This window comes from Rhizorhapis suberifaciens, assembly GCF_014200045.1.
Classification (GTDB): Bacteria; Pseudomonadota; Alphaproteobacteria; order Sphingomonadales; family Sphingomonadaceae; genus Rhizorhapis; species Rhizorhapis suberifaciens.
The window spans coordinates 1-25,599 of record NZ_JACHOV010000007.1 but is presented as its reverse complement, the minus strand read 5'-3'; the positions used below and the strand labels follow the sequence as shown (position 1 = coordinate 25,599).

At 57.6% G+C, this 25,599-nt stretch carries 26 protein-coding genes; 11 read left to right on the top strand and 15 right to left on the bottom strand.

What is annotated here, in order from left to right:
- Window positions 1-59 precede the first annotated feature (59 nt).
- Both HNQ99_RS09820 and HNQ99_RS09815 read right to left on the bottom strand, forming a co-directional pair.
- Complete coding sequence (locus HNQ99_RS09820) at window positions 60-1,106, bottom strand: substrate-binding domain-containing protein (protein WP_184475644.1); 1,047 nt, start codon at window positions 1,104-1,106, stop codon at window positions 60-62.
- Window positions 1,107-1,225: 119 nt separating this feature from the next.
- The gene (locus HNQ99_RS09815) at window positions 1,226-2,485 is read right to left on the bottom strand and encodes an ATP-binding protein (protein WP_184475484.1); all 1,260 of its coding nucleotides are present in this window, start codon (window positions 2,483-2,485) and stop codon (window positions 1,226-1,228) included.
- A gap of 90 nt (window positions 2,486-2,575) precedes the next feature.
- Here HNQ99_RS09815 and HNQ99_RS09810 point away from each other — a divergent pair, with 90 nt between their 5' ends.
- From HNQ99_RS09810 to HNQ99_RS09795, 4 genes are read left to right on the top strand one after another with little or no spacing between them, the layout of a single operon-like run.
- Window positions 2,576-2,992, top strand: coding sequence for a hypothetical protein (locus HNQ99_RS09810; protein ID WP_184475483.1), 417 nt, complete (start codon window positions 2,576-2,578; stop codon window positions 2,990-2,992).
- Between the two features lie 11 nt (window positions 2,993-3,003).
- Entirely contained in the window at window positions 3,004-3,285 is a 282-nt protein-coding gene (locus HNQ99_RS09805; protein ID WP_184475482.1) for an HPr-rel-A system PqqD family peptide chaperone, read from the top strand.
- A complete protein-coding gene (locus tag HNQ99_RS09800) occupies window positions 3,282-4,145 on the top strand; it encodes an HprK-related kinase A (RefSeq protein ID WP_407692314.1) in 864 nt (287 codons plus the stop codon). The genes HNQ99_RS09805 and HNQ99_RS09800 overlap by 4 nt, the downstream gene beginning before the upstream one ends.
- On the top strand, window positions 4,142-5,200 hold the full coding sequence (locus HNQ99_RS09795) for a nucleotidyltransferase domain-containing protein (RefSeq protein ID WP_184475480.1): 1,059 nt from the start codon (window positions 4,142-4,144) through the stop codon (window positions 5,198-5,200). The genes HNQ99_RS09800 and HNQ99_RS09795 overlap by 4 nt, the downstream gene beginning before the upstream one ends.
- 156 nt (window positions 5,201-5,356) lie before the next feature.
- Here HNQ99_RS09795 and HNQ99_RS09790 read toward each other — a convergent pair whose 3' ends face one another.
- Together HNQ99_RS09790 and purU are read right to left on the bottom strand one after the other, a co-directional pair.
- Window positions 5,357-5,767, bottom strand: a complete 411-nt coding sequence (locus HNQ99_RS09790) for a dihydroneopterin aldolase (protein WP_246414887.1) — start codon at window positions 5,765-5,767, stop codon at window positions 5,357-5,359.
- A 6-nt stretch (window positions 5,768-5,773) separates the two neighbouring features.
- Window positions 5,774-6,634, bottom strand: coding sequence for a formyltetrahydrofolate deformylase (purU, locus tag HNQ99_RS09785; protein ID WP_184475479.1), 861 nt, complete (start codon window positions 6,632-6,634; stop codon window positions 5,774-5,776).
- A 172-nt stretch (window positions 6,635-6,806) separates the two neighbouring features.
- On the opposite strand from purU, the gene ligM reads away from it, so the two are divergent.
- Window positions 6,807-8,213 (top strand): vanillate/3-O-methylgallate O-demethylase, encoded by a 1,407-nt coding sequence (ligM, locus tag HNQ99_RS09780; protein WP_184475478.1) that lies wholly within the window; start codon window positions 6,807-6,809, stop codon window positions 8,211-8,213.
- A gap of 134 nt (window positions 8,214-8,347) precedes the next feature.
- Window positions 8,348-9,229, top strand: a complete 882-nt coding sequence (locus HNQ99_RS09775) for a methylenetetrahydrofolate reductase (protein ID WP_322790355.1) — start codon at window positions 8,348-8,350, stop codon at window positions 9,227-9,229.
- A gap of 48 nt (window positions 9,230-9,277) precedes the next feature.
- On the opposite strand, the gene HNQ99_RS09770 is transcribed toward HNQ99_RS09775, so the two are convergent.
- The 4 genes from HNQ99_RS09770 to HNQ99_RS09755 all read right to left on the bottom strand — a co-directional run bounded on the left by HNQ99_RS09770 (window position 9,278) and on the right by HNQ99_RS09755 (window position 12,795).
- Entirely contained in the window at window positions 9,278-10,096 is an 819-nt protein-coding gene (locus HNQ99_RS09770) for a MucR family transcriptional regulator (RefSeq protein WP_184475477.1), read from the bottom strand.
- 495 nt (window positions 10,097-10,591) lie between these two features.
- Window positions 10,592-11,242 (bottom strand): 3-oxoacid CoA-transferase subunit B, encoded by a 651-nt coding sequence (locus HNQ99_RS09765; protein ID WP_184475476.1) that lies wholly within the window; start codon window positions 11,240-11,242, stop codon window positions 10,592-10,594.
- Complete coding sequence (locus tag HNQ99_RS09760) at window positions 11,242-11,949, bottom strand: CoA transferase subunit A (RefSeq protein WP_184475475.1); 708 nt, start codon at window positions 11,947-11,949, stop codon at window positions 11,242-11,244. Before HNQ99_RS09760 ends, HNQ99_RS09765 begins: the two co-directional genes overlap by 1 nt.
- 222 nt (window positions 11,950-12,171) lie before the next feature.
- Window positions 12,172-12,795 carry a nitroreductase family protein gene (locus HNQ99_RS09755; RefSeq protein WP_184475474.1) on the bottom strand — a complete coding sequence of 208 codons (624 nt, stop codon included), beginning with the start codon at window positions 12,793-12,795 and terminating at the stop codon, window positions 12,172-12,174.
- A 206-nt stretch (window positions 12,796-13,001) separates the two neighbouring features.
- On the opposite strand from HNQ99_RS09755, the gene HNQ99_RS09750 reads away from it, so the two are divergent.
- On the top strand, window positions 13,002-13,883 hold the full coding sequence (locus tag HNQ99_RS09750; RefSeq protein ID WP_184475473.1) for a LysR family transcriptional regulator: 882 nt from the start codon (window positions 13,002-13,004) through the stop codon (window positions 13,881-13,883).
- 68 nt (window positions 13,884-13,951) lie between these two features.
- Here the strand turns inward: HNQ99_RS09750 and HNQ99_RS09745 are convergent, their stop codons facing one another.
- Both HNQ99_RS09745 and HNQ99_RS09740 read right to left on the bottom strand, forming a co-directional pair.
- Window positions 13,952-15,190: a rhodanese-like domain-containing protein gene (locus HNQ99_RS09745; RefSeq protein ID WP_184475472.1), complete on the bottom strand. Its 1,239-nt coding sequence runs from the start codon at window positions 15,188-15,190 to the stop codon at window positions 13,952-13,954.
- Window positions 15,187-15,786, bottom strand: a complete 600-nt coding sequence (locus tag HNQ99_RS09740; RefSeq protein WP_184475471.1) for a cysteine dioxygenase family protein — start codon at window positions 15,784-15,786, stop codon at window positions 15,187-15,189. Before HNQ99_RS09740 ends, HNQ99_RS09745 begins: the two co-directional genes overlap by 4 nt.
- A 438-nt stretch (window positions 15,787-16,224) precedes the next feature.
- On the opposite strand from HNQ99_RS09740, the gene HNQ99_RS09735 reads away from it, so the two are divergent.
- Window positions 16,225-17,631, top strand: a complete 1,407-nt coding sequence (locus HNQ99_RS09735) for an FAD-binding oxidoreductase (protein ID WP_184475470.1) — start codon at window positions 16,225-16,227, stop codon at window positions 17,629-17,631.
- Between the two features lie 27 nt (window positions 17,632-17,658).
- On the opposite strand, the gene HNQ99_RS09730 is transcribed toward HNQ99_RS09735, so the two are convergent.
- From HNQ99_RS09730 to HNQ99_RS09720, 3 genes are all read right to left on the bottom strand, one after another.
- Complete coding sequence (locus tag HNQ99_RS09730; RefSeq protein ID WP_184475469.1) at window positions 17,659-18,519, bottom strand: TIGR03619 family F420-dependent LLM class oxidoreductase; 861 nt, start codon at window positions 18,517-18,519, stop codon at window positions 17,659-17,661.
- A gap of 51 nt (window positions 18,520-18,570) precedes the next feature.
- Window positions 18,571-19,416 (bottom strand): alpha/beta fold hydrolase, encoded by an 846-nt coding sequence (locus HNQ99_RS09725; RefSeq protein WP_184475468.1) that lies wholly within the window; start codon window positions 19,414-19,416, stop codon window positions 18,571-18,573.
- Between the two features lie 99 nt (window positions 19,417-19,515).
- Complete coding sequence (locus tag HNQ99_RS09720) at window positions 19,516-19,938, bottom strand: nuclear transport factor 2 family protein (protein WP_184475467.1); 423 nt, start codon at window positions 19,936-19,938, stop codon at window positions 19,516-19,518.
- A 484-nt stretch (window positions 19,939-20,422) separates the two neighbouring features.
- On the opposite strand from HNQ99_RS09720, the gene HNQ99_RS09715 reads away from it, so the two are divergent.
- The 3 genes from HNQ99_RS09715 (at window position 20,423) to HNQ99_RS09705 (ending at window position 22,815) form a co-directional block, all read left to right on the top strand.
- Window positions 20,423-21,169, top strand: coding sequence for an SDR family NAD(P)-dependent oxidoreductase (locus HNQ99_RS09715; protein WP_184475466.1), 747 nt, complete (start codon window positions 20,423-20,425; stop codon window positions 21,167-21,169).
- Window positions 21,170-21,325: 156 nt separating this feature from the next.
- Window positions 21,326-21,664, top strand: coding sequence for a hypothetical protein (locus tag HNQ99_RS09710; RefSeq protein ID WP_184475465.1), 339 nt, complete (start codon window positions 21,326-21,328; stop codon window positions 21,662-21,664).
- The gene (locus HNQ99_RS09705) at window positions 21,661-22,815 is read left to right on the top strand and encodes an acetyl-CoA C-acetyltransferase (protein ID WP_184475464.1); all 1,155 of its coding nucleotides are present in this window, start codon (window positions 21,661-21,663) and stop codon (window positions 22,813-22,815) included. The genes HNQ99_RS09710 and HNQ99_RS09705 overlap by 4 nt, the downstream gene beginning before the upstream one ends.
- A 324-nt stretch (window positions 22,816-23,139) precedes the next feature.
- Here HNQ99_RS09705 and HNQ99_RS09700 read toward each other — a convergent pair whose 3' ends face one another.
- Together HNQ99_RS09700 and HNQ99_RS09695 are read right to left on the bottom strand one after the other, a co-directional pair.
- On the bottom strand, window positions 23,140-25,305 hold the full coding sequence (locus tag HNQ99_RS09700; protein WP_184475463.1) for a molybdopterin-containing oxidoreductase family protein: 2,166 nt from the start codon (window positions 25,303-25,305) through the stop codon (window positions 23,140-23,142).
- Between the two features lie 60 nt (window positions 25,306-25,365).
- Complete coding sequence (locus HNQ99_RS09695; protein ID WP_184475661.1) at window positions 25,366-25,524, bottom strand: hypothetical protein; 159 nt, start codon at window positions 25,522-25,524, stop codon at window positions 25,366-25,368.
- Between the last annotated feature and the right edge of the window lie 75 nt (window positions 25,525-25,599).

The following is a 25,599-nucleotide window of genomic DNA, read 5'->3' as shown; positions in this document are numbered from 1 at the left end:
CAAAACTCACTCTCGGTGCGCCTGCCCCTATGGGTGGGCAGGCGCACCGCGGGCGGATATTACTTCAGGTCCGCCCCTTCAAGGGTGGTCAGGTTTTTCGCAATTTCTGCATTAGCGCTCCGCACCGCGTCCGGCGCTGCAATAAGGCCGCGTTTCACCAGATAGCCGTCGGGCGCCCAGGCTTTGGCGAATTCTGCCATATATTCCTTTAGGCCTGGTATGGCAGTCACATGCGCTTTCTTCACATAGATATAAAGCGGCCGCGCACCCGGATATTTGCCGTCAGCGATGTTCTGGTAATTTGGCTCTATGTCGTTGAGCGGAATGCCGCGCACATTGTCGAGATTTTCTTCAAGGAAGCTGTAACCGAAGATGCCGACGGCATTGGGGTTCGCGCCAAGCTTCTGGACTATCAGATTGTCATTCTCACCCGAATCGACATATTTGCCGTCTTCGCGCACCTTGGTGCAGGTTTCCTTGTACTTGTCCTCATCGCTTTCCTTCAGTTTTTCCATGGCGGGGTCGCTCTTGCAGCCCTTTTCCATGATGAGCTCGGCAAAGGCGTCGCGGGTGCCGGAAGTGGAAGGGGGACCGAAGACCGAAATCGCGATCGCGGGCAGGGAGGGATCGACGTCGGACCATTTTTCGGCCTTCTGCTCCTTGCCATAGGGGGCGGCAGCCAGCGCTTCATAGATCTGCTTGGGCGTCAGTTTGAACTTGGGCCCTTTGGTGGCCTCCGCAAAGGCAAGCCCGTCAATTCCAACCTGAACCTCAATGATGTCCTTGACGCCGTTCTTCTGGCACATCTCGAACTCGGATGCCTTCATCCGGCGCGACGCATTTTCAATATCGGGATTACCCGCGCCGACGCCTGCGCAAAACAGCTTCATGCCTGCGCCCGTGCCGGTTGATTCGATGATCGGCGATTTCATGCCGGGATTATTGTTGACGAACTGTTCGGCAACCGCCGTCGCGAATGGAAAGACGGTCGACGAGCCTACGGCGCGGATCTGGTCGCGCGCCCCGCCGCCATTTCCCCCGCCTGCCTGATCCTGACAAGCCGCGAGCGCGAGCGCTGATACGGCCAGGAATGCGATGTTCTTGATCAATTATGCCTCCATGAAATCGGGCACCGCCCTTTATTTCGACGCCCGCTTCCCTGTGTAACGAACTTCAGATTCGGGTCACTAGTGGCGATTCATTGGGGCAATGTGACAATTGCGTTTCAGTTTGATGACAGTGCGCCGGTTTTAACGGCGCCGGCTGTTGGATCGGCCAGCGGCAAATGAATTGTTATGGTCGTTCCCTTGCCGAGCGTGCTGCTGATATCCATACGGCCGCGGTGGCGCTCAACGATGTGCTTGACGATAGCAAGGCCAAGGCCAGTGCCACCCAAGGCCCGGCTGCGCCCCGAATCCACGCGATAGAAACGCTCGGTAAGGCGCGGGATATGGTCCGGTTGAATGCCCTCGCCTTCATCGGTGACGGCCAAGGTGACCATAGCACCAGAGCCCCGGGCAAGAGCGATAATGATGGGCGTTTGTGGCCGGCCATATTTGGTCGAGTTGCTCACCAGATTGTGCAGCAATTGGGCAAGCTGCGCGCGATCGCCATTGATCAGTGGCAAACCGGACTCGATCTGGCTCTTTACATTCTGCCCGCGTTCGCCGCGATGTTCGTGGAAGAAGTTCTCCACCTCCTTGATGAGGCCCGCGAGGTCAACCGGGCTATCTGGCAGTTCATATTTTTCCGCTTCGATCCGGGACAGCGACATCAGGTCGTCGACCAGCCGTTGCATCCGTCTTGCCTCGTCGAACATGATCTTTAAAAAACGGTCTCTCGTTTCTTGATCGTTCCCGGCGTTGGGATCGCCTAAGGTCTCGATAAAACCCAATATCGTGGCCAGCGGCGTGCGCAGTTCATGGCTGGCGTTGGCGACGAAATCGACGCGCATGCGTTCGGCCGCGTGGCTGCCCGTCCGGTCGATAAGGTGCACCATGATCCGCCGTTTGGACAGGGGTACTGTGCGCATCTCCCAGCGCTGCTCCCGCTGACCCAGGCCCATCAGGCTTATTGGGCCGCCCGCAGCCGCGGCTTCGGCGTTGGTCAGCCGCTCGGCCGCCGCCGGATGTCGGATGGCGATACGCACGTCTTCACCCACGATATGCGAGCCCAGCAGCCGGAGCGCCGCCCGATTGGCCCTCGCAACCCTTTCGTTCGCCACAATCAACACCGGTTCTACAATGCCTTCTAGCGCTTCATCGAAGTCCGGATTGTTGAGCAGGTCGGTCGAACGCTCCGGTGGGGTGGGCGAAGGCACTGAGGCGTGTGGCTGTCGATCGATGACGATTGTCAGCGCGAAAATGCCGGCGACGACGGCGATCAACGCAGTCTGCCAGCTTCCCCCGAAGAGCAGCGATCCTGTCGCACCGATCAGGATGATGAACAGCGCAGCGGTGAATTGCAGGGTGGAAGTCCGATTCATGGTGCGGATTTAGAGGATTTCCGTTTCATCTGCGACATTTCTTGTTCAGCAATTTACCCTTCTGAAAGGCAAATCACGGAAAAGGCTTGCATGAAGGACATGGAAGCAAACCAATCTGAGCCGGAAAAGGCGTTTGAATTGGCCGCGCCTTCCCGTCGGCAGATGCTTGCCATGGGAGCTGTGGCGACTTCCGCGATCGTGTCGATCCGCCCGGCTCTTGCACAGACGGCCGCTTCAGTCATGAATTGCGAAATTCCAGTGCCTGACCTTGGACGGTCGGGGCAATATGTCGCGGCAGACGGCCAGCCTGTGTCTCCCGATACACCCGGCGCCTTTCCACCGGCAGGCCGCGCGTTCAAGGGTGAGGAGGTGAAGGCCGCGATGAATGGCGGCGCGCTTCCCGGCACCACCTATGAACAGAACCAGGCTTACATGAATTATATCCGCAGGCTGCAGACGGGGAATAGTGGTTTTACCTGCTATGCTTCTCTGCAGATGCCGCGCTGAACGCGCATGTCATGGAACATATCCGTTACAGGGCGAAAGATGCTGCGGACCTTGTCATCCGACCGCTCGATGAGCTGAGCCTTATTTATCATCGGCCGTCCGGCATCACGCATATAGTGGCTTCTCCCGTGCCTGAGATACTCGGCGCGATGAAGGATGATGACTTGGATCCGGGCGAACTGCTGGAGCGGCTATCGCAGCTTTATGAATTTGGAATGCACTCCGACCTCCCCGCAGTCATTCACGCAAGGCTGGAAGAATTGGCCAGCCTTGGGCTGATAGAGCGTTTGTGATGCATGGCTTTGCGATCCGCATCGGCCCGGCTTCCTTTCGCATCGGCTCTGAATGGAAACAGCCCATTGACCAGTTGCGCCAGCTTTATGCGGCTTATCCGCAGCCCGAGGACGGAATTGCTGATTTCACCGTTCGCCTTGAAGCGGCAAAGCTATGGCGTCGCTGGTTGCGGCCTGCAGTCAATATAGCAGGTGACTTCATGCTGCCCGATGCAGCGCCGCTGCCATTGGAGCAGGGGTTGTTGGCCGCTGAAATGGGAATGAACCTGCAGATGGCGCTGGGCTGGCGGCGGCATGTGCTGTTGCATGCCTCCTGCGCGGAGCGGGACGGACGGGCGCTGGTAATGACGGGCGCCTCGGGCTCGGGAAAATCGACATTGGCGGCAATGCTCGGCGAGCATGGCTGGCGGTTGATGGGCGATGAATTCGCGTTGCTCGATCTTGCAAGCGGCGAGATGTTCGCCTTCCCTCGATTGATCTCGCTGAAGAACGGCGCAATCCAGGTGATGCAGCAGATGGTGGTAGAGGAGCGCTTCGGCCCGCTTATGGCCGGTACGCCAAAGGGTGACATTCGGCATCTAAAGCCTCGTTCTGAGGCAGTCGAGCGGATGGGGGAGGGGACTGTTCCGGCCATGCTGCTCTTCCCGCGCTTTGGCCACGTTGCCGCGATCCGGCCAATGGCGAAAAGCGAAAGCTTCGTCCGTCTGACGCAGGCGTCGACCAACTATGTGGCGCTGGGTGAAGCTGGATTTGTTGCGCTGTCCCGCTTCGTCGACATGGTGCCCGCACATGCCATCGATTTTGCGTCGGGCAGCGACGCGCTGGATTTGGTGGAGCGGCTATGGACGGAAATCGCTTGAGCGCGCTTCTCCTTGTCCGCGCGCTTCGCGATCCGGCGTCTGTCCTTAGCCTTTCCGCTGGCGAGTGGAACGCAGTCATCGCTATAGCCAGAGCGGAACAGCTGATCGGGACGCTTGCCCATAGGCTTCAGGGGTTGGCGATGCCGCAGCCAGTCCAGCATATCATGGCCGATGCGCGGGAGCAGGCCGCATTGGGGAGGCGGCAAGCCCTGTGGGAAGCGGACCGTGCGCGCGTGGCGCTTGCCGGGCTGGACATACCCGTCATCTTGCTCAAAGGAACCGCCTATGTCGCCGCGGGGTTGGGAGCCGGTGTCGGACGTTCGATTGGCGATCTCGACATATTAGTACCCCGCGCGGCGCTTGGTGCGGTGGAAGAGGCGCTGCTGACCGCAGGCTGGGAGTGGGTGAAATCAAACACCTATGATCAGCAATATTATCGCCGATGGATGCACGAGCTTCCGCCCTTGATACACCGCGAACGCGACCGAATGATCGACGTGCATCACACGATTTTACCGATGACGGCGCGGCAGCGGCCCGATTTCATTGCGATGATAGCGGATCGGGTGGAATTGAATGATGGTCTTTGCGTCCTTTCGCCCGAAGATCGCGTGTTGCACTGCGTGGCCCATCTGCTCGCCGACGGAGATTTGGCGGGAGGCTTGAGAAACCTCTGGGACCTGCATTGTCTGCTTGAGGATTATGACGGCGATCAAGGCCGGCTGGGGACGAGAGCACAGTTGCATGGTCTTTCAGATCACCTTGCGCGCGGCCAGCGGCTGGTGAAGTTCCTGTTCGGTTCCGGCGCGCGGTTGGGATTTGCCGACCGCCTTTATGTTCGACGCCTGCTGGCGCGCGATGGCTGGGGACGGCAGAAACGCCCGCTGACCCTGCTTGCCTTCTATATTCGCTCTCACTGGTTGCGCATGCCGCCAATGATGCTGGCGCGTCATTTGTGGATCAAGTCTACCGCCGGGGCGTTGACCGGCCAGAGGAGATCGCGCGATGGCCATAAAGGATTCGGACCGAAGGAAGAAGCAGCGGCCTCAAAATAGGGAGGTCGAGAACGAAAATATGCGCAGGCCTGACAAGGAAGGGGAGCCTCCGCGGCCATCCACCGAACCTGCAGGCGCCAAAGAGTCGGCCCGCTCCGACGATTTGCTGAACGATGCAGGCTCCGGCGAACCGCTCCGTTAGTCTAATTGGGCAAATTACAGAGCTTTCATCACCACTTGCGCGCTCGCCATTCCGTTGGCGAGCGCGCCGGGTTTTTCGACCTGGACCTCGACCTCCAGCACCGGCGGATGATCGAGGCAGGCGAGGGCCAGGCGCTGTGCGAATGTCTCGATCAGGTCGATACGCTGCGTAGCAAGGGCTGAGGCATGCGCCACAATCACATTATAGTCTATCGTGTCTGCCAGCCGATCCGATTTCTGAGCCAGCACCTGCAGTGCCACATGGACGGTCAGCGCCTGCAGCCGGCCTATCTCATGGGCATAGACGCCGATATCCGCGGCAAGACGGATGTCCCGCACGATGATCTTTTGCGTCATTTCAATCCGCCGCGGCTCGACCGCTGCCGCTGGGCGGCGGTCGGCTGCTGCCTTCAATTGCAGGGGCAAGGCGGCTTAGTCCTTGAACACGACCGTGGTGCTGCCGTTCAGCAGCACCCGGTCCTGGGTGTGGAAATGAACGGCGGTGGCCAGTACGCGGCGTTCAATATCGCGGCCTTTCCTCACCAGATCGTCAGGGGAGTCGGCATGGCTGATTGGCTCCACATCCTGATGGATGATTGGGCCCTCGTCGAGATCACCCGTCACATAGTGCGCCGTGGCGCCAATCATCTTCACGCCCCGCGCATGCGCCTGATGATAGGGTTTTGCGCCCTTGAAGCCCGGCAGGAAGCTGTGGTGAATGTTGATGCATCGGCCTGACAGGAATGCGGCCAGGTCATCTGACAGGATTTGCATGTAGCGGGCAAGGATCACCAAATCCGCATCCGTCTCGTTCACCAACGCCTTGATCTGAGCTTCCTGCTGCGCCTTGGTTTCCTTGGTGATTGGCAGATAATGGTAAGGAATGTCGCCCATCAGTGACACGCTTAAGACCTCGCGCGGGTGATTGGATGCGATGCCGACGACGTCCATCTTCAATTCCCCGATCCGCACGCGGTAGAGCAGATCGCCCAAGCAGTGGTCGAATTTCGAAACCATCAGCAACACCTTCATGCGTTCATCAGTGCCCCGCATCTTCCACGTCATGTCGGCAGCATCTGCAATGGACGCAAACCGGTCCTTCAACGCCTCAAGATCCATGTCCGGCGCGATGACCTCAAATTGAATACGCATGAAGAACTTGTTGGTGTGGATGTCGTCGAATTGCTGCGAGTCCAGAATGTTGCATCCGTTTCGGGCCAGGAATCCTGCCACCTCCGCAACCAGACCGGGACGGTCCTCGCACGACAAAGTCAAAATGTGAGTTCTACGCATAGGGTGACCCCTTTCTTCCGTCATCTACCCAAAAAAAAGCGCGCGCTGATTCGGCGGCCCATATTTCGTTTGCCTAACATACAAATATCAGTATGCTTTGCATACACATTTTGCGCCGACCAGATTCGGCGCGGGTTCGTAACGTTCAAGTTTAAAATTGAAATGAGGTCGTATGGCAAATTCCAATCTAGAGCAGGTAATTGAAGCGGCGGGCAATCCTGTGGACATGCTGCGTAATTCGCAAATCGGAGCCTATGTATATCCGGTTGTCGCTCCGGAATTTCATAATTGGCGTTCTGAGCAGTGGGCATGGCAGCATAGCGCGGTCTTGTTCGATCAGTCGCACCATATGGTCGACCTCTATATTCGGGGTAAGGACGCGCTCAAGCTCATCTCTGACACTGCCATCAATTCGATGAAGGGCTTTGCGGTCAACAAGGCGAAGCAATATGTGCCGACCACACCCTACGGACATGTGATTGGTGATGGAATTCTATTTTACCTGGCAGAGCAGGAGTTCGTCTATGTCGGCCGCGCCCCGGCCGCGAATTGGCTGATGTTCCATGCCGAAACCGGCGGCTATGACGTGGAGATCGTCAAGGACGATCGTTCGCCCTCCCGCCCGATGGGCAAGCCAGTGCAGCGTATCAGCTGGCGCTTTCAAATTCAGGGGCCCAACGCTTGGGCGATCATTGAAAAGCTGAACGGCGGTCCGGTCGAACAGCTTAAATTCTTCAACATGGGCGAAATGAACATCGCTGGTCGTAAGGTCCGCACGTTGCGGCATGGCATGTCAGGCGCGCCTGGCCTTGAGATTTGGGGACCCTATGAGGAGCAGGATGAAATTCGTGCTGCCATCCTGGACGCCGGCAAGGAATTCGGCATCGTGCCTTGCGGCAGCCGGGCCTATCCTTCCAATACGCTGGAGTCCGGCTGGATACCTTCGCCATTGCCTGCGATTTACACCGGCGAAAAGCTGAAGAGCTACCGCGAATGGTTGGGTGCCGACAGCTATGAAGCGACGGGAGCTATTGGCGGCAGCTTCGTTTCCGGCAATATCGAGGACTATTATCTCAATCCTTGGGAATTGGGTTATGGACCGTTTGTCAAATTCGACCATGATTTTCACGGTCGCGATGTTCTGGAAGCCCTGAAGCCCGAAGAGCAGCGCAAGAAGGTGACGCTCGCCTGGAACGGTGAGGATATGGCGAAGATCTACGCATCTCTGTTCGATCCGGATGGCGAGAATTACAAGTTCTTCGACCTGCCGCTAGCGAACTATGCGTCCTCCAATTATGACAAGGTGGTGGATGCTGGCGGTCGCACCGTCGGCCTCTCGATGTTCACAGGCTACAGCTATAATGAAAAGACAGCGCTTTCGCTTGCCACGATAGACCATGAAATTCCGGTCGGCACCGAGTTGCGCGTTGTCTGGGGCGAACCTGATGGCGGTACCAGGAAGACCACCGTCGAACCGCATAAGCAGCTTGAGGTTCGCGCGGTGGTGAGCTCCGTGCCCTATTCCCGGGTTGCCCGCGAAACCTACCAACAAGGCTGGCGTACCGAACGCGCCGCCTGACCCAATGGAACCGGGCGCGCCGATGCTCGCCCGGTTCGGATCATGCTCGTCTAAACGAAAATCAATCTTGCGTGAAATGGACGGAGGAGCGCTAACGCAGCGCTTCTTCCGCTCCCTGCTGGGTGGAGGTAATTGTGAGCACATCTGTAGTGACGATCGTACCGGAAAATGCCTCCGCGATGCGGCTGATGGATGATTACTCCATCGAAATTACGGTCAAGGATGGGTCGGAGCTTGCAAAGGCCGCGCCGCTGATGGCGCCGAATACGCGCATTTCGGTGACCTTCCTCCCGAAGGAGGATTATCAGAAGCGCTTGGCGGCCGTGGCTGAGGTGCTGCGCCTTGGCCTGCGTCCTGTACCGCACATTTCGGCCCGGCGGATCAAATCGGAAGTCGAGCTGGAAACATATCTCTCTGAACTCGCCAAATTGGGAGCTAGTGAGGAACTCTTCATCGTGGCCGGTGATCCCGATGTACCGGACGGCCCTTTTGAGGACGCGCTCACGGTTATCCGCAGCGGCCTGTTACAGAAATACGGAGTCCGCCGGATTGGCATTGGCGGTTATCCCGAAGGTCATAGCAAGATCGGTGACGATCAGTTGTGGCAGGCGCTTCGCGACAAACATGCCGCGCTGACGGAGCAGGGCATTGGGGTTTCCATCCTGACGCAATTCGGTTTTAACACCGAACCGGTTTTCGCATGGCTGAAGCAGTTGCGCTCCGAAGGTATCGACGCCCCGGTCCGGCTTGGCGTGCCTGGTCCTGCAAGCGCGACCACCTTGCTGCGTTTCGCCGCCCGCTGTGGGGTTTCCGCCTCTAGCTCGGTATTGTCAAAATATGGTCTGTCGCTGACGAAGCTGATGCAACCGACCGGCCCCGACAAATATGTTCTGGCGTTGGCCAAAGGCATGCGCAGCGACATCTACGGCGATGTCGGCCTGCATTTTTATCCGTTCGGCGGCCTGATCGCGACTGCCGCCTGGATCAGAGCGTTTTCGGCCATCGGAGAGCTCTGATCAATCTCCATGATTGAGGGGCGAGATAATGGATCTCGCCATTGGCCTTCAGCTGAAAACCGGCGATAGCTTGCCGCGCCGGACGCGCTTTGCCTTGCCATTTGAGTTTGCGGCGCTGACCAGTGGTTTGCCGGCGGCTTCGGAAGGGGGTTTGATTGCCGCGGGTTTCCGCGTGGCTGTCGGTTTTTGGCTGTCGGCTGCTGATCTTTGTGCGGGTGCCGCAGACTTCGGTTTCGCGATTTTGGTTGCGTCCATGGGCTTGGACTTTGCCTTGCCGCGGCCGGGGGCGGATGCCTTAGACTTGGCGGCGGCGAGAGCCTGAATTTCGGGCCGCACCGGAACAGCGGTTTCAGGCATCTCGGCTTTGGCGGGCGCAGAACCGTTCCTGCGGCCCAGACCCATATTGTGGGCCACGTTGCGCCGGGTTTGCGAATAGGAAGGCGCGACCAGCGGATAATCGCCAGGAAGATTAAAGCGTTGGCGATACTCAGCCTCGGAAAGACCATGGGCCCGCAAGTGGCGTTTCAACGTCTTGAACTTCTGGCCGGTAATAAGCGAAAGGATGAAATCCGGATCGCGAATGGACTCCTCAATGCCGATCGCCGCCATCGGAACCAAGGGAGGCGGGGGCGCAAGCTCGACCGACAAGGCTTGGATCGTTTTTGCTGAGACCGGCGCTGGCACTTGGCTCGTGAGAGGCGCTGCGGGAGTGAGATCTGCTGCAAGCCCATTCTTTGCGCCGAAGCCGGAAACGGCGTTAAATACCTCTGTGAGCAGCGTCGGCAGTTCAGCTGCGGTGAGCTGGTGATTGTTCACAAAGGCTGTGACGAGTTCCATGGCAGCTCGCCGGGCGTCGAATTGTTCCATCCAGGTCGTTCCTTATGTTCCCTGCAGAATTGGAATGGGATGATCGAGCTGAATATTTCCCGCTCTACATGGCACCACCGATAACTAACAATTTCAATCATGAGTCAAGATGTGGCTCTTTCGGAGTCAGCAAGATTCGTAATTAAGTGCAGGGCGCCACAGGATCAGGGTGAATGCGCTGGCTCCTGGATATCTGGAAAAGGAACTCGACAGCTATTTTCTGGCGGAGTGATGCAGACAAGGCCATGATGCAGCGAATATCGCAGAGGCGGTTTGGATTTGACGGCGAAAGCTGGACTAAGCCGGGCGTTTGGGCGCGGGAAGACAGTTTGGTGTTGTCTCCCATCCCAGGGGTGAATAGCTCGGGAATAGGTTGCCCCAAATCATCATGTTATGGACGTGACTCAACTCGGGCCACTGCAGACCAAAGTCGACAATCCGTCGCAGATTATCCCATGAACTTTGCTGTTCCGCCATCTGCTATGCTTGGTAAATTCAGGCCGCGGTGGTCAAATCCTTGTAGCTGGCTTCGGTCTTTGCCTGGACTTCCTCGGCCGTCACGCCTGGCGCGAGATCGATTAGGCAAAAAGGCGACTGCCGGTTCTCGCGCTGGAAAATGGCCAAGTCGGTGATGATCATGTCGACGACATTGGCTCCGGTCAGCGGCAATGTGCATTTGCTGCGGAACTTAGGCGTCCCGTTCTTGTCGACATGGTCCATCAGTACGATAATGCGCCGGACACCGGCGACCAGATCCATCGCGCCCCCCGGTCCCTTCACCAGCTTGCCGGGCACCATCCAATTTGCCAGGTCGCCATTCTCCGCGACTTCCATCGCACCTAGAACCGACAAATGAATATGACCGCCCCTGATCATGCCGAAGCTGTCCGATGAGGAGAAGTAGCTGGTGCGGTCCAGTTCAGTAATGGTCTGCTTGCCGGCATTGATAATGTCGGCGTCCACTTCCGCCTCGGTCGGGAAGGGGCCCAGACCCAATATTCCGTTCTCGGATTGCAAGGTCACGTCAACGCCTGGCGGAATATGATTGGCGACCAAGGTCGGAATGCCGATCCCAAGGTTCACATAAAAGCCGTCCTGAAGCTCGTGCGCCGCGCGGGCCGCCATTTCGTCACGCGTCCAAGGCATTAAGCGGCCTCCTTCCGAATGGTACGTTGTTCAATGCGCTTTTCATTGTGGGTCGCGACGATCAGCCGCTGGACGAAAACGCCCGGTGTATGGATGTGATCGGGTTCCAACTCGCCGGGTTCGACGATCTGTTCGACTTCGGCTACCGTCACGCGTCCACAGGTCGCGACCATAGGATTGAAATTGCGGGCCGACTTGCGAAAGACCAGATTACCATAAGGATCGCCTTTCCACGCCTTGACGATCGCGAGGTCGGCAATGATGCCCCTTTCGAGCACATAGGTCTCTCCGTCGAAAACCTTCGTTTCCTTGCCCTCGGCAATGTTCGTTCCCACGCCGGTGCGCGTGTAGAAGCCCGGAATGCCCGCGCCGCCCGCCCGCATGCGTTCCGCCAGCGTGCCTTGAGGACAGAATTCGATTTCCAATTCACCCGAAAGATATTGGCGTTCGAACTCCTTGTTCTCACCGACATAAGAGGAGATCATCTTTCGTATCTGCTTTGCGCGCAACAGCTTGCCAAGTCCGACATCATCGATGCCGGCATTGTTCGAGACCGCAGTAATACCGGTTATGCCGCTGGCGACCAGAGCGTCGATCAGGGTTTCGGGAATGCCGCACAGGCCAAATCCGCCCGCCGCGACCACCATGCCGTCACTCAACAGGCCATCGAGAGCGGAAGCGGCGTCCTCATAAATCTTTTGTACCATGATCAGCGCACCTTGCTTTCTCATCAAAGCCGCGGACGCCGTATGCGCCGCAACTTACCCGCGAGCAGTTATAGTTCGGCGTGCAAGCCGAAGTCTCTACCCACAGCAATCGCCCTTCACACATCGTGAAAAAAAATAAAAGGACGAATCTTCGCCCGAAGGCATCACCGGTGCCGATAGAGAGATCAAGGTGCTGGGACCATTTCGGATAAGCTGGACAATTTAACTGGGCGTTCTTCTCGTTTCGCCTTCCATTGAAGGAAATACGCCTTCAAAAGCGAAGGTGTCGATCGGGTTGCGACCGTTGGGGTGTTCCTTCGCCTGCTGTGAGGGGGATAAGGTGGACTTGTCTCCCATGCGTCCAACGGCCACCGCCGCTTCAACTCGATAACGGTCCGGCACCTTGAGGCGAATACGGGCTTTGTCCATATCGACGCCGGTCATGCCATGGGCGCAAAGTCCCATTCGGGTTGCTTGAAGGGCTAATATCGCCCAGGCCGCGCCGGTGTCGAAACTATGACTGTGAGACGGGGTAAGCTTATCCGATCCTGGCGCACTCATGAGCGTGTCGGAGAGGACGAAAATAAGTGCGGACGCATTCTGCACCCAGGCCGCGTTGAACGGCATGAGTATGTCCAGGAAATCTTGCCAGACCGCGCTGTCTCTATGGGTGTATACGAACCGCCAGGGTTGGTAATTGAAAGCTGATGGAGCCCAGCGAGCGGCATCGAAAAGCGTCAAAAGGTCGGTATCGTCTATCGCCGATCCATCGAATGCGCGGCGTGACCAGCGTTGCAGAAATAAGGGGTCGACGGGATATTGCGTGTCACGCGAGATATCAGTCACGGCTCAATCTCCAAAAAGGGCTGTCTTAGCGGCACTAGACCACTCCTCGTTCCGCTTAACATCGCTCATATACGGCGTCGACGTCATAAATCCCGCGATCTGGTGAACCCGGCGCTGAGTTGTGCGTCGGCGCACGGGCGGTTACGAGCTTGGTATCTTCCGCCAGTTTTTACGCTAAGGTGGGAAGAGTCATCAGGAAGCCTCACGTGACGATCAATCTTCCTATCGAACTGTTGCGCAGCCTCGTCGCTGTTGCGGATGCCGGAACGATGTCGCGTGCGGCACGTCAGATTTCCCTGACGCAGTCCGCGCTTAGCCTGCAAATGAAACGCCTTTGCGAGTTGACTCAGTTGCAAGTGTTCAACCGCCATTCGCGCGGCGTGACGCTCACGCCGGAAGGCAAGCAACTGCTTGCCTATGCCCGCGCCATCTTGGCTCTTAACGATCAAGCCGTTGCATCCTTCGCCGGGGAGACGCTAGCCGTGCCAGCGCGGATCGGCATGGTTCAGGATTTCGCGGATCAGTTGCTGGAAGGTGTCCTGACCCGCTTTGCCAGACTGCACCGGACGCCGCAGCTACAGGTGCGGATCGGTTATACATCCGAACTGCTGACCCTGCTGTCGGGCGGCGTGCTCGATATCGTAATCGGCCTTTCAGAGCCAGGCGATCCGGCGGCGGTCATCACGCCTAGAATGACTTGGCTGGGCCACGCCCGCCTGCTTGATGAACCGCGGCTGCCTTTGGCGCTGATGGAAGGGCCCTGCATGTTCAGGGATGCGGCATTACGAGCACTCGATGAAGGAGGCGTGCCATATGACATCATCCTTGAAACCGCCAGTATTTCAGTCCTTCGCGCCGCTCTGAATGCGGGACTGGCGATTTCCTGCCGAGCCGAAAATTTTGCCACAAGAGGCCTTCCCCTGCTCGAAATCGCAGGCGTGAGCTTGCCGCATGTCGCGGTCACCGTGCGGACTGCGACCGCCCTCGCGCAGCCCTTGCAACGGCTTGCAAGCTTTATGCGCGATGCGATATTGGCGGGGACCGAACCGATGTGGAAGTTGGAAGACGCGGCGTTCGCATCAGGATAGTGCGGGCTACGGCGATGCGCGAAGGTGCGTGATTGCCCCAGGACCTATGCTAAGGACGACCTTTTCGTTCAGATCACACGGAATCCGTGCGTGTCGTCAAGGCGAAGTTGCCTCACAAGGCCATATTCCCATTCTAGATAGGCCTCCATTGCGGCCCGAGGATTGTCAGTCCCTTCATATGGCCGACGATAACGTCCCTCCGGCCCACGCGCCGGCAGCGCAGGGCCAACGCCGGTTTCCAACTGTTCGGCGGGCCAGCCGTCCAAAACGAAAACCTCCCAGCCCATCTGCGCCAGCCAGGAAGCGCTCATATCCGCGCGCGGGCCAATATTATCGGCAAGGACGATACGGGCGCCACGCACTGGCGCGCTATGATCGGTTTCCTGCACTAATTGCCCGCCGGGTGCGTTGGCAAAGCCGGCAAGATGGCCTTGCGCAAATTCCTGCGGCGAACGGACGTCCAGGCAGTAGAGGGTTCGCGTCCCGTCAGCGCGCAATTGATCGAGTGCCTTCCCGTCGATATGCGGCACGCCGGCGCGATAGGCGACATCGCGCGCGCGCTTCCGCGCCTCCGCGATCCGGGCTGGATCAGGTTCGGTGAACATGCGTGTCTGACCATGTTCCAGCGTTTGGCCTGCAAGCGTCCAACCGATTGTGCCATTGCGCAGGGCGCATACTGGGTTGGGTATTCCCGCATTGATCAGGGATTGGGCTCCGATAAGGCTGCGCGTCCGCCCCGCGCAATTCACGACAATTTGCGTTGTGGGGTCGGGCGCCAGCGCTGAAGCTCTCAAGACCAGTTCTGCGCCCGGGACGCTGGTCGCGCCGGGAATGCTCATCGTATTGAACTCGTCGAAACGCCGCGCGTCAAGAATGACCATATTGGCTTCATTGGCGATCAGTTCTCCCACCTTCTCGGCGGGCAGGCTAGGCGTTTCGCGATAATGCTCCACAAGTTCGCCGAACGCCTTGCAATAGGAATTGACGTCCTCGAAGAGCTGATATCCCGCGTCCTTCCATCTTTTGAGGCCGCCGGCCAGAACATGGACATTGCTATAGCCAAGCCCTTCGAACATTTGCGCCGCCGGCTCTGTCCGCGTTCCATCCTCATCATAAAGTACGACAAGCGTAGCCAGCCGTGGGATGCGCGCTCTCGCCTCGATCTCGATCCGGTGCGGCGGCATCTGAGCCGCGAACAAGGGGTGCCCGGTAGCGAAGTCACATTCATCGCGCAGGTCTATGAGCGCTATTTCCTGCTTTAGAAGCAAATGCCGGCGGACATCTTCGGCTGAAATGGAATGTGTCATATGTCTTTCCAGATATTGGGCAGCATCGTGTTGGCATAGCCGGAGATGAAAGGCTTCTTGCGTCCCTCGCTATCAACCGCAAAGCGTGTCAGCCGCCCTATGTTCGCGCCATAGACGTGAATACTTATCGATGTCCGATCGGAGAAAGCGTTGCTCACCTTATGGATATCGCCGGCGGTAGAGGAAATGGGCTCTACGGCGCCGGGCACAAGACACCGGGGGGGACCCGAGATCTTGAAACCGCTGTTGCCGAAGACATAATCCTGAACGATTTCGGCTCCCCGCAGCATGCCTACCATGCCCCATACTCCGTGGTTGTGAATAGGCGTGGTCTGCCCGGGACCCCAAACGAACGCGACGACGGAAAAGCGTTCGGCGCTGTCGCAATGAAGCAGATATTGTTGATAACCGTCGACCGCCGGTTGTGCGTACGCATCGGGCAGCCAGCTGTCATTGTCGACGAGGGCGCTGAGCAAGGGCAAGGCAGCTGAGAGCAGGGCATCTTCTTCCGGCTGCTCCTCGATCAGCTTCGCCATGCTACTGACGAAGTCCCGCAATGGCCGAAGCCTGGCGCTTTCCTGGGCATCGGGCGTCATTATTTCGTGGTCCAATGCGGATGACGGCGCTGTGCGCCATGCTGTTGGTAGAGATGATCCATTTCAGTCCTAATCTGCAATTTGGGAACCGGCCGGTGTCGATCAATAGCTTCATCCGAAACTTTGCGGTGGGGTCGTGCGATCGTCGGCCAGTCGCCTATATTGTTTAAGTCCCCGAGATGAAATTGGCCGATGCAACCGCTATATAGCGCGCAGGGCATGGTTGTTCTTCGGCCCTAAACGAACTGCCACCAAGATTGAATTGAGTTTTCGTGGAAGTGTGAGTGGCGCAAATCTCGGTCGAACAAGCGATCTTCGCTTAATCATGCTCCGCTTTTCGGGCATTTCCAGATATCTAGGAGGTGGGCCAATGTTATTGTCACGGCGGGCGGCCTGGCCGCGACAGATTACTGGAAGGATTGGAAATTGGGAGATCGAATGAATGCGGAGTTGCTGCCAAGACCGCTAGGCGAGGCGGCGGATGAAGCGATTGCCGAACTTCGGGGCATATTCGGCACGCGCATTTCCTTTGCAGAGACAGTATGTGAGCAACATTCCGGCCTGGAGGGGCATCATCAAGGTGCCTGGCCCGAGGCGGTGGTATATGCTGAAACTACGCAGGATGTCGCGAAGCTCGCGGCTTGGTGCCATCAACGTCGGATTCCGCTGATCGCCCATGGGGCGGGGACCTCGCTGGAAGGCAACCTCGCTGCGGTCCGCGGCGGCATTGCGCTAGACTTGAGCGCGATGGCCAACATCGTCGAGGTGAACGCGGACAGCCTCTTTTGCACCGTGGAGGCTGGCGTGACGCGGGAAGCCCTGAATCAGGAGCTGCGTCATTCCGGGCTGTTTTTCCCCATTGATCCTGGAGCAAATGCAACGCTTGGCGGCATGTCGGCCACCCGCGCATCGGGGACGAACGCCGTGCGATATGGCACGATGCGCAACAATGTCCTGTCTTTGAAAGTCGTGCTAGCGGACGGAACGATCATCGACACCGGCACGCGTGCGCCCAAATCATCGGCCGGCTATGACCTGACTGCGCTGTTCGTCGGATCGGAAGGGACGCTCGGCATCATTACCGAGGTTACGGTGCGTCTCCATGGCTTGCCTGACATGGTGGTCGCCGGGACGTGCGCGTTTGAAAGCCTGGAGGGCGCAGTGCGCGCGGTCATAGCAGGCCTTCAGTGCGGCATTCCTTTTGCGCGTATCGAACTGCTCGATTCACGCCAGATCGCGGCTTGCAATGCCTATAGCGGACTTGATCTGGTTGAGCTGCCGACATTATTCTTCGAATTTCACGGGACCCAGCAAAGCATCTCCGAACAGGTGGAACTGTTTAAAGCCATAGGCGAAGAACATGGCGTTAGCAGCCTGGATGTCGCGGACCGTGCAGAGGACCGTTCCAAGCTATGGAAAGCGCGCCACACCGCCTATTTCGCTACCAAGGCGATGGTGCCCAATGCCAAGATGTGGTCAACCGATGTGTGTGTACCGATTGGCAAACTGGCCGAAAGCATATTGGAAACTCAGGCGGATCTGGCCCGATTGGGAGTGCTGGCGACCATTGTCGGACATGTCGGAGACGGCAATTATCATGTGCTGTTTCCGATCGACGAGGCCGATCCAGAGGCCTTTGGCAAGGCCAGGACTGTCAATGACCGGATGGTGGAACGGGCGATCGCTCTGGGCGGCACCTGCACGGGTGAGCATGGTATCGGCCTTGGCAAGCGCACAGCGCTCGTGCTCGAACATGGGTCGGCGGCCGTCAGCCTGATGGCCTCGATCAAAAAGGTGATGGATCCCCATTCCGTTCTCAACCCCGGCAAAATCTTTCCCGACTGACTTCCTTCGAAGATCGTTTCACGACGCTCAAAAAAATTCGTCAGCGAATTTTCTCATGGCATCGAGCCCTTCTTCGACGGAATGGAATTTTGGGCTATAAATGAGTTCATCAATGCCCAGTGCCTCGTATTCGGAAAGTCTTTCTTTTTCTGCTTGAACCAGTCCAATATCCGTGGCCCCAAGCTGCTTGTACAGGCTCGACATTTCGCGATGATTGTCTGTCATATGCTGGGAGAGGACTTCCAAAATGTGACTTAACTCAGCTAAATTCTTCCAGTTGATGTAAAACCCGTCGCCATATTTGGCAACGCGCCTGAGAGCGGGCGGCGTTTCTCCTCCGATAATGATCGGGGGGTGGGGCCTTTGCGCTGGAAGCGGATTGAGGCGTCCGCCCGCAAAGTCGACAAATTCGCCGCGATAGGCTTCGCCGCTCCCAGAAAACAGGAGCTTCATGACTTCGAGATACTCGTCGGCGCGCTGAGCACGCTCACCGAACGGAACACCGATCGCTTCAAATTCTTCGCGCATCCAGCCGATCCCCGCGCCGTAGAAAAAGCGGCCGTTGCTCATGAAATCGAGGGTGGCGATAGCCTGTGCCTGTTGAATGGGCGGGCGGTAAGCAACGACCGCGATACCAGTGCCTAACCGGATATTCTTCGTCGCACCTGCAAGGGCTGCTAGCAATACGAATGGATCATACCAAGGCATTCCAGAGTCGAATATGCCCGCCGGATATTTAGAATCATCTAAGTATGTCGGTATGAATATATGGTCACCCACCAGGATCGAATGATAACCGATTTTTTCGGCCTCTTGCGCAAAACCAACAACTTCATTGGCGCTGGGCGAGCGACCGAGCAGTGAACTGCAACTGATACCAAACTTCATCCGATATACCTCAGCAATTATACTTTCCGCAGCGAAGCAGCGCGCCAGCTTCTAACCGGTATTTGTACTATCTCTCATGCCAACAATGAATTCTTTGACATAAGGAGCTAGATCATCGCCGGCGAAGGTGCAGTAATATGTTCCGTATCCATCTCTTTCGACAACCTTCGCGTGCGGCAACGCCTTCTTTGCCCTCTCATGCCAGAAGAAGACAAGATCGCGCCGGCCACATATGAGAAGAATTGGACAAGACACCTTGCTGAGAACATCGGGCATATTGTGCCGGAACACGGCGCGATAGCCCCAGTGCCACTCGGTGCCGGCGGTCAATGTATCGATCAACTCACGATGATAGATCTCGGCCGGCACCGGATAGAAAGGTTCATCCGGTTCGACCGGAGCGGAGGTGTCGCAATCCTTCACCACTCGGGTCCATGCCGTTATGGCTTGTGACCCCCGTATGTCTGGCGGGTTGTCATATATATATTTGCTGTTGCGCTCACTCTCTTCCATGGTGGGATAGGTGACGCCCGCGAGCATGATACTGGCAACCCTTTGCGGGTAAGTTGCCGCGAGTTGCGCAGAAACATTCGTGCCGCCATGATGTCCGAAGCAGTGGAATTTTTCGATGCCCAGATTGTCGATCGCTTCGATCAGAACGTCCGCGACATACTCGTAGGACGGCTCGGCGGTAGGCATGAAGCTCTGTCCATAATGGGGAAGGTCGAAGGCATACATTGGGCAAAAGCCGTCGAGATGGGTCATCAGGCTTTCGAATGATGCCGATGAGCTGGCGGTCATGTGAAAGAAAAGGATTGGAAGTCCTTGTCCTCCTGGGCAGTATCGATAGTGTATCTGCCCATCTTTGGTGTCGACATAACCTTTCTTGATAGACAATTTATCCTCCCTGCACCTCGTTATACCTTGTTACCCGTTGTCCGTAATCCCGTCTGTACATTAAGCTTAATGGTTCCGCCGATCAGCGGCAAAGCGGCGCTATGATGCGGTGGAGAGAATCTCAGGTGGGAAAGATGTCCGCAGCATTCTTTTGTGGATCAGCCAACGGCCGTCCTCCCGTCTGAATTCGTCCTCATATTTCACCTGATATCGAGCGCGATCTCCGGCTTTGGACATTGATTCGACAATTGCGAAAGACGTGCTGCGAGCCGAATCGCCATTGATTTCCCAAATGATCTGATTGCTCATGAGATGGACGAGGTGAAGCACCCGCTCAGAGATTGCCTGGCCATAAGCGTGGATCGCGTCATGACCAGCATAGCATCCCTTTCCAAATTCGCTTTCATCAAGCGTTCCATCAGCTGTGAACAACGCTACCCACTCGGGAATCTCGAAATTATCCACGAAGTACGCGTAACGATGGACCACTTCCTGGATCTCGAGGCGATCTTCCAAATTCATAGTATTTCTCCTTTGTTCTGGCGTCAGGTCCTTCGAAAGCGGACACTAGGAAATGAAGTCAGCTGCCATTGCCTTTTCATCGCGAAACTCATCACCAATGATTTTCCACGCCGCGAAAATGCGCGGTTCATGGCCGGAGGCGATCAGCGTTTGAACTAACCAAACAGCGCATTAAGCCGGATTCACCTAGAAGTGAGCATCGCCAGTAGCTATTAGCATTTAGATACTAATGAACGAGTTGGTGTCAAGCGCCAGATGCCGTGTGGAACCGCCGTCAGGTGAGCGCCAGGTGCGTTTCGTCTCGATAAAAAAGGGCCTTCCGGTCGAGTTGACAAGAGGGTGTGGTCCAGCTTAGCTGAGTAGTAGAAGAATACTAGATATGTACGATCAAGTGCGGCTGCACGATGCGTGATTCCATCATGGTTATTTTGTGGCGCGTGCGTAAGCGTTGGTGCTCGCTCGCAGAGGGAAGAGGATAAACGGGATGCGGGATCTAGAGGGCAAATCCGTCCTGGTGACCGGCGGAACCCGCGGTATTGGCAAGGCAGTGGCGCTTGCCTTGGCTGCCAGCGGCGCAAATGTCGCTATCAGCTATCGGGCATCTGCTGCGGCAGCCAGTGATGTCGTTGATCAGATTGAAAAACATGGGGTGCGGGGCATAGCGCTCCAGTCCGACCAGGCAGATGTCAATGCGGCCTCGATCCTGGTCCAGGCCGTGGTAGAAGCGTTCGGCAAGCTGGACATCCTGGTCAATAATGCGGGCATCGCTCATCTCCAGCGTCTCGGTGAAGGCGGTGACTGGGTCGAGGCGGACAGACTGTGGGCAGTGAACACCCTGGGCGTTGTCGCCACGATCCGCGCAGCGGCAAATGTGATGGCTGATGAGGGGCGCATCATCACGATCGGCTCCGTCAGCGGCAGTAAAGCGGGCATGGCGGGAGCGGCGGATTATTGCGGTTCCAAGGCGGCGGTTGCTGGCTACACCCGGGCAGCCGCGCATGATCTTGCTCCAAAAAAGATCACCGTCAACGTGATCGAATCCGGCATGATGAGCAGCGATATGGCTTTGGGCATGCCGGAAGCCGATAAGATCAGGATCAGTTCGGGAATTCCGCTGCGTCGCTTTGGCGATCTTGACGAGATCGCAGCACTCGTTCGTTTCCTGGCGAGTCCGGCTGCGGCCTACATTTCGGGCGCAACGCTGACGATCGATGGGGGTTTCTCCGCGTGATGGCTCTTTTTCGAGCAGCACGTCACTCCACGGCGGGACGCCAACTCTCCCCGTTTTGTACAAGCGGCGGTTGGAGAAGGCCACATTGCGGGCGCAAAAACCTAAATCCGCTTGTTCGGTGCCTATGATCGGGCGGCTCGTTCAAAGGAAAGCTATATGATGGCGCCTATTGCCCGAGGTTCCTGTTATTATAGCGGTGTGGTTGAAGCTAATATCGACGCGCTCTGGGATGTATTCATGGACTGGGGCGATATCTCCTGGATCGATAATGAGAAAATCGGTGGGCCGGTTCTCGCCAAGTCGACGCTGGAGGGCGAGGTTGATGCGATCCCACGGACGCACAACTTTCATGGAGCGGCCACCGGCCGCTTTGCACGCCGCGACTTGCCAACAACTGGTGAGAGGACAACGCCTGCCAAATTGAGGACGTCCCGCATTTATCATTATAAGGCGGGGCAACATGCATCATGGACGAATGTAAAGGAAATTATATGAATGCCTATATCGTGTCCGCTGTTCGGACTGCTGGCGGCCGGCGTAACGGACGTCTTTCGGGCCGACATCCTGTTGAACTTGCCGCGGAGGTCCTGAACGCCGTCGTTGCCAAATCTGCGGTGCCGGCAGAAGCGGTCGATGACGTCATCATGGGCTGCGTCAGCCAGGTGGGGGAGCAGTCACGCCAGATCGCGCGCTTCGCGGTACTCGCCTCCAATTTGCCCGAATCGGTGCCCTCGGTCACTATCGACCGGCAATGCGGATCATCCCAACAAGCCGTTCAGTTCGCCGCGCAGGCGATCATGTCCGGCACGCAGGACATAGTGATTGCGGCGGGCGTCGAGAGCATGAGCCGTGTCCCGCTTGGCTCTGCGACCACGCAGGGCGCGACGCCGATGATCCAGTCCATTCGCGATCGTTATGGCGTTAAGGACTTCAGTCAGTTTGCCGGCGCAGAGATGATCGCGAAGAAGTGGGGCTTCACCCGCGACGATCTGGATGCTTTCGGGCTTGAAAGCCATCGCCGCGCAATCGCTGCGACCAACGCCGGCGCGTTCGATGCCGAAATCGTGCCGATCGCCATCGCCCTTGCTGATGGGACGACCGACATTCACGTGAAGGATGAAGGGATCCGCTGGGATGCTTCGCCAGAGGGCATGGCAGGGGTCAAGCCCGTCATGGAAGGCGGGCTCATCACCGCAGCTACTTCCTCCCAGATCACGGACGGCGCAGCAGCCGTCATGATCGTGTCGGAAAAGGCGTTGAAGGAATATGGGTTGACACCGATCGCTCGGATCGCGAGCTTCACCGTCACCGCAGGCGATCCCATCCTGATGCTGGAGGAACCGCTCTATGCCACGGACAAGGCGCTGAAGCGGGCGGGCATGACGATCGGGGACATCGATTTGTTCGAAGTGAACGAGGCGTTTGCCCCGGTTCCGCTGGCTTGGCTGAAACATACCGGTGCCGATCCGCTCAAGATGAACGTCAACGGCGGCGCGATCTCGCTCGGCCATCCGGTCGGTGCTTCAGGCGCAAAATTGATGGCTACTTTGGTGCATGCACTGCGCGCGCGTGGGGCCAAATACGGCCTCCAGACGATGTGCGAGGGCGGCGGTCAGGCGAACGTCACCATTGTCGAGGCGTTGTAAAAATAGGGCTGATGCTCACGGTGCCGATAGGACACCGTGAGCATGGCCAGTTCAACGCGAACTGAAGGAAAGATCCCTAAAAGACATATTCCAGGCGGAGTCCATAGGTGCGAGCCCTTGCCGCATTATGGTTGATGCAAATGAGGGAGCCTATATGCTGATGGGCGAGGAGGTGGCGGCCCCCACCTCCTCGCCACGCCAGCGCCAATCCTTCCGCCATCAAGTAGCTATCGCAACTGCCTCGGCAATGCATCTCGCTCCTCAAGCGGAGCCGGCCCGGTTGCGTGCGACCATGTCGTCATGCGTAGCTTGGCCCGAAGCTTCTCAGCCCTCATGCCGTTCGATCTGCACCGGCACTGAGCTTTGCCTGGGCATGAAGTTGATTGTTTCCAGATCGGCATCCAATGAGACCAGGCGACCGGAGAACGCATCGGGGTCCTGTTCGCCAGGCAGATTTGGATCTCCCCAGCCGTGGCACATGGAGATCACCCCTGGCTGCAGCCCTGAATCCTTGCGTGCGCGGCCGATAACGGCGGCTCCCGTCCGCGACGTCAACTTGACCATGCCGCCTTCCGTCAGATCGAGCTGCGCCATATCCTCCTCGTTCATAAAGACAGGATTGGTCGGATAGCGGCGGCGTGTCTGCGCCGCATTGGTATAGGCGCTGTTCATTACCTCGATCAGCCGCCGCGGGATCAGGCGATAGGGGTAGCCGGGGACGATGTCCTCCGTCTGCCGGAGGCTCCTGATTTCCTCGTCTACGTCTGGCGGGCACAGATCGAGTCTGGCGCCATCGTCTTCACGCGACGGCTCGATGATCGCCTCGACATTTTTGAAATTAATACCCCCGGGATGTGCTCTGAGCTCGTCGTAATTGCTTCGTCCGGAATCGGCCAGCCAGCGGACGAGATCCTCGCTCCTCATATCATTCGTGATGGCCAGCTCCGGGCCTGGAATATCGCGGTGGGCAACGCCGAACATGGGCCGCCGCATGTGAAGCGACTTGTTCATTCTGCGCGCCATGCCTTGGAAGAACTCCCAATCCTCGATCACGCCCTCCGGTCGCGCCATGAAGGGCTCGGCGATCTGGGCGAAGGTCGTTGGCAACATGTAATCGAGCGCCAGATTGAAGTCGTGATGCTCGTAATGGCCGCTGGTGGCTATTTGATAATCGGCAAGGCGGCCAGTTGCCGTTTCCCGCACATCCACCGACACAAGGAGATCAAGCTCTTGCAGGATCGGAATCGTTCGGTTGGGTTCTGGCAGCGCCTTTACCAGATTACCGCCGACATGAATGAGCGCGCGGATTTTGCCTTTGGCATTCCCCTTGATTTCTGAAGGCAGCAGCGACGTGGGATATTCACCGCCTATGGGACCGGTATTCACAGTGCGAAGCTTGGGTCCCAAGTCCCAGCTCCGACGCGGCGGCATAACCGCTTCCCGCACCTCCGAACCTTTGGCGGCACCCACAGCAGGCGGGGCCCCATAATAACCCATATTGCGGATTCGGTCTCCGGCGGACCGGTAGCCGCCACATATTGCTGTGAACGCTTCGATCAGATGTTCTGAGAGATTGGAGTTGAGCGCCATGTTCGGACCGGTTCCGGACATTGCAGATTTCTTGCTTGCGCTCGCAAACATGCGGGCGGCCTGATGGAGCGTGTCGGCATCGATGCCGGTTCGTTGGGCCACATGGTCGGGGGTGAACGCATCAACGGCGGCGCGCAGCCGATCGAGCGAGGTCGTGAACCGCGCACAAAATCCACTGTCCGCTAACCCTTCCTCAAGTACAATGCGGATAAGGCCCGCGAACAGCGCGGCGTCCTGTCCGGGGCGCACCGGTAAATAGAGATCCGCCAACCGTGCCAGTTCGGTCCTACGCGGATCCACGACGATAAATTTGGTCCCGGATTTCTGCGCCTCACGTAAATGTTTGATGGGGTTGGGAGAGGGCAGGCCATAGCAGGCATGGGACGCTGCCGGATTGGAGCCGATAACCATCATCACGTCGGCCTCGGGCACCTTGTGCTTGCCGGTTAGGAACACTCCCATGCGGCCTGCGGTCACCCACTTGGCGGATTGGTCCACCGTCATGCTGGAAAAGATATAGGGCGATCCGAGCGCATCCATCCATGCCTTCGCCGCGGGTACGCTCAGTACGTTGCAATTTGCTCCGGTGCCATAATAGAGCGCGACCGACTCGACACCATGCTCTGCGATGATCTTGCCGAGCTTCTCATGGATCTCGTCCATTGCGGTTTCAGCATCAATGGCATCGAATGTCCCGTCCGCATTTCGTCGCAGGCTGCTCAGCAGGCGGTCCTCGCCATTATGGAAGTCGCGGGTGGCCATGCCCTTGATGCAGAAATAGCCCTCGGAGACTGGATGATTCCGGTCGCCCCGGATGTTGGTGATGCGCCCATCCTCTTTCGTGACCTCAAGGCCGCACATTGCCGCGCAATTTCGGCAGTAGGTGATATGAGTCGTCATCTCGGCTTCTCCTATTTTCCAGGATGGCGCGGAATCGTCCCCCGGACTTTGTTAATCATATCAGAACGGACTTTGGCAGGGTTCCACGAACAGGGCGCGTGCCTCTGCGCACAGGCGATCGCCATCGTGCAGCGTGCCGTTAACATAGGCCTTGCGGCCATCGACTCCGTTTTCTGCGGCGCGCTGTCGGATTTCCGCCGTATCGATGCTGGCGCTCATTGTCTAATCTCTAAATTGTTAGGCATCGCTTAGAATTCCCTTGGGCCTGCGGTTGTTGAGACGCCATCACCTTAA

Excerpts from the sequence above, each read along its gene's own strand:
- HNQ99_RS09720 (WP_184475467.1), bottom strand. The coding sequence starts at position 19,938 with ATGAATTTGGAAGATCGCCTCGAGATCCAGGAAGTGGTCCATCGTTAC.
- HNQ99_RS09710 (WP_184475465.1), top strand. The coding sequence starts at position 21,326 with ATGATGGCGCCTATTGCCCGAGGTTCCTGTTATTATAGCGGTGTGGTT.
- ligM (WP_184475478.1), top strand. The coding sequence starts at position 6,807 with ATGGCAAATTCCAATCTAGAGCAGGTAATTGAAGCGGCGGGCAATCCT.
- HNQ99_RS09695 (WP_184475661.1), bottom strand. The coding sequence starts at position 25,524 with ATGAGCGCCAGCATCGATACGGCGGAAATCCGACAGCGCGCCGCAGAA.
- HNQ99_RS09740 (WP_184475471.1), bottom strand. The coding sequence starts at position 15,786 with ATGACGCCCGATGCCCAGGAAAGCGCCAGGCTTCGGCCATTGCGGGAC.
- HNQ99_RS09810 (WP_184475483.1), top strand. The coding sequence starts at position 2,576 with ATGAAGGACATGGAAGCAAACCAATCTGAGCCGGAAAAGGCGTTTGAA.
- HNQ99_RS09730 (WP_184475469.1), bottom strand. The coding sequence starts at position 18,519 with ATGAAGTTTGGTATCAGTTGCAGTTCACTGCTCGGTCGCTCGCCCAGC.
- HNQ99_RS09765 (WP_184475476.1), bottom strand. The coding sequence starts at position 11,242 with ATGCCTTGGACGCGTGACGAAATGGCGGCCCGCGCGGCGCACGAGCTT.
- HNQ99_RS09700 (WP_184475463.1), bottom strand. The coding sequence starts at position 25,305 with ATGACGACTCATATCACCTACTGCCGAAATTGCGCGGCAATGTGCGGC.
- HNQ99_RS09715 (WP_184475466.1), top strand. The coding sequence starts at position 20,423 with ATGCGGGATCTAGAGGGCAAATCCGTCCTGGTGACCGGCGGAACCCGC.
- HNQ99_RS09815 (WP_184475484.1), bottom strand. The coding sequence starts at position 2,485 with ATGAATCGGACTTCCACCCTGCAATTCACCGCTGCGCTGTTCATCATC.
- HNQ99_RS09770 (WP_184475477.1), bottom strand. The coding sequence starts at position 10,096 with ATGGAACAATTCGACGCCCGGCGAGCTGCCATGGAACTCGTCACAGCC.
- HNQ99_RS09760 (WP_184475475.1), bottom strand. The coding sequence starts at position 11,949 with ATGGTACAAAAGATTTATGAGGACGCCGCTTCCGCTCTCGATGGCCTG.
- HNQ99_RS09745 (WP_184475472.1), bottom strand. The coding sequence starts at position 15,190 with ATGACACATTCCATTTCAGCCGAAGATGTCCGCCGGCATTTGCTTCTA.
- HNQ99_RS09805 (WP_184475482.1), top strand. The coding sequence starts at position 3,004 with ATGGAACATATCCGTTACAGGGCGAAAGATGCTGCGGACCTTGTCATC.
- purU (WP_184475479.1), bottom strand. The coding sequence starts at position 6,634 with ATGCGTAGAACTCACATTTTGACTTTGTCGTGCGAGGACCGTCCCGGT.
- HNQ99_RS09735 (WP_184475470.1), top strand. The coding sequence starts at position 16,225 with ATGAATGCGGAGTTGCTGCCAAGACCGCTAGGCGAGGCGGCGGATGAA.
- HNQ99_RS09705 (WP_184475464.1), top strand. The coding sequence starts at position 21,661 with ATGAATGCCTATATCGTGTCCGCTGTTCGGACTGCTGGCGGCCGGCGT.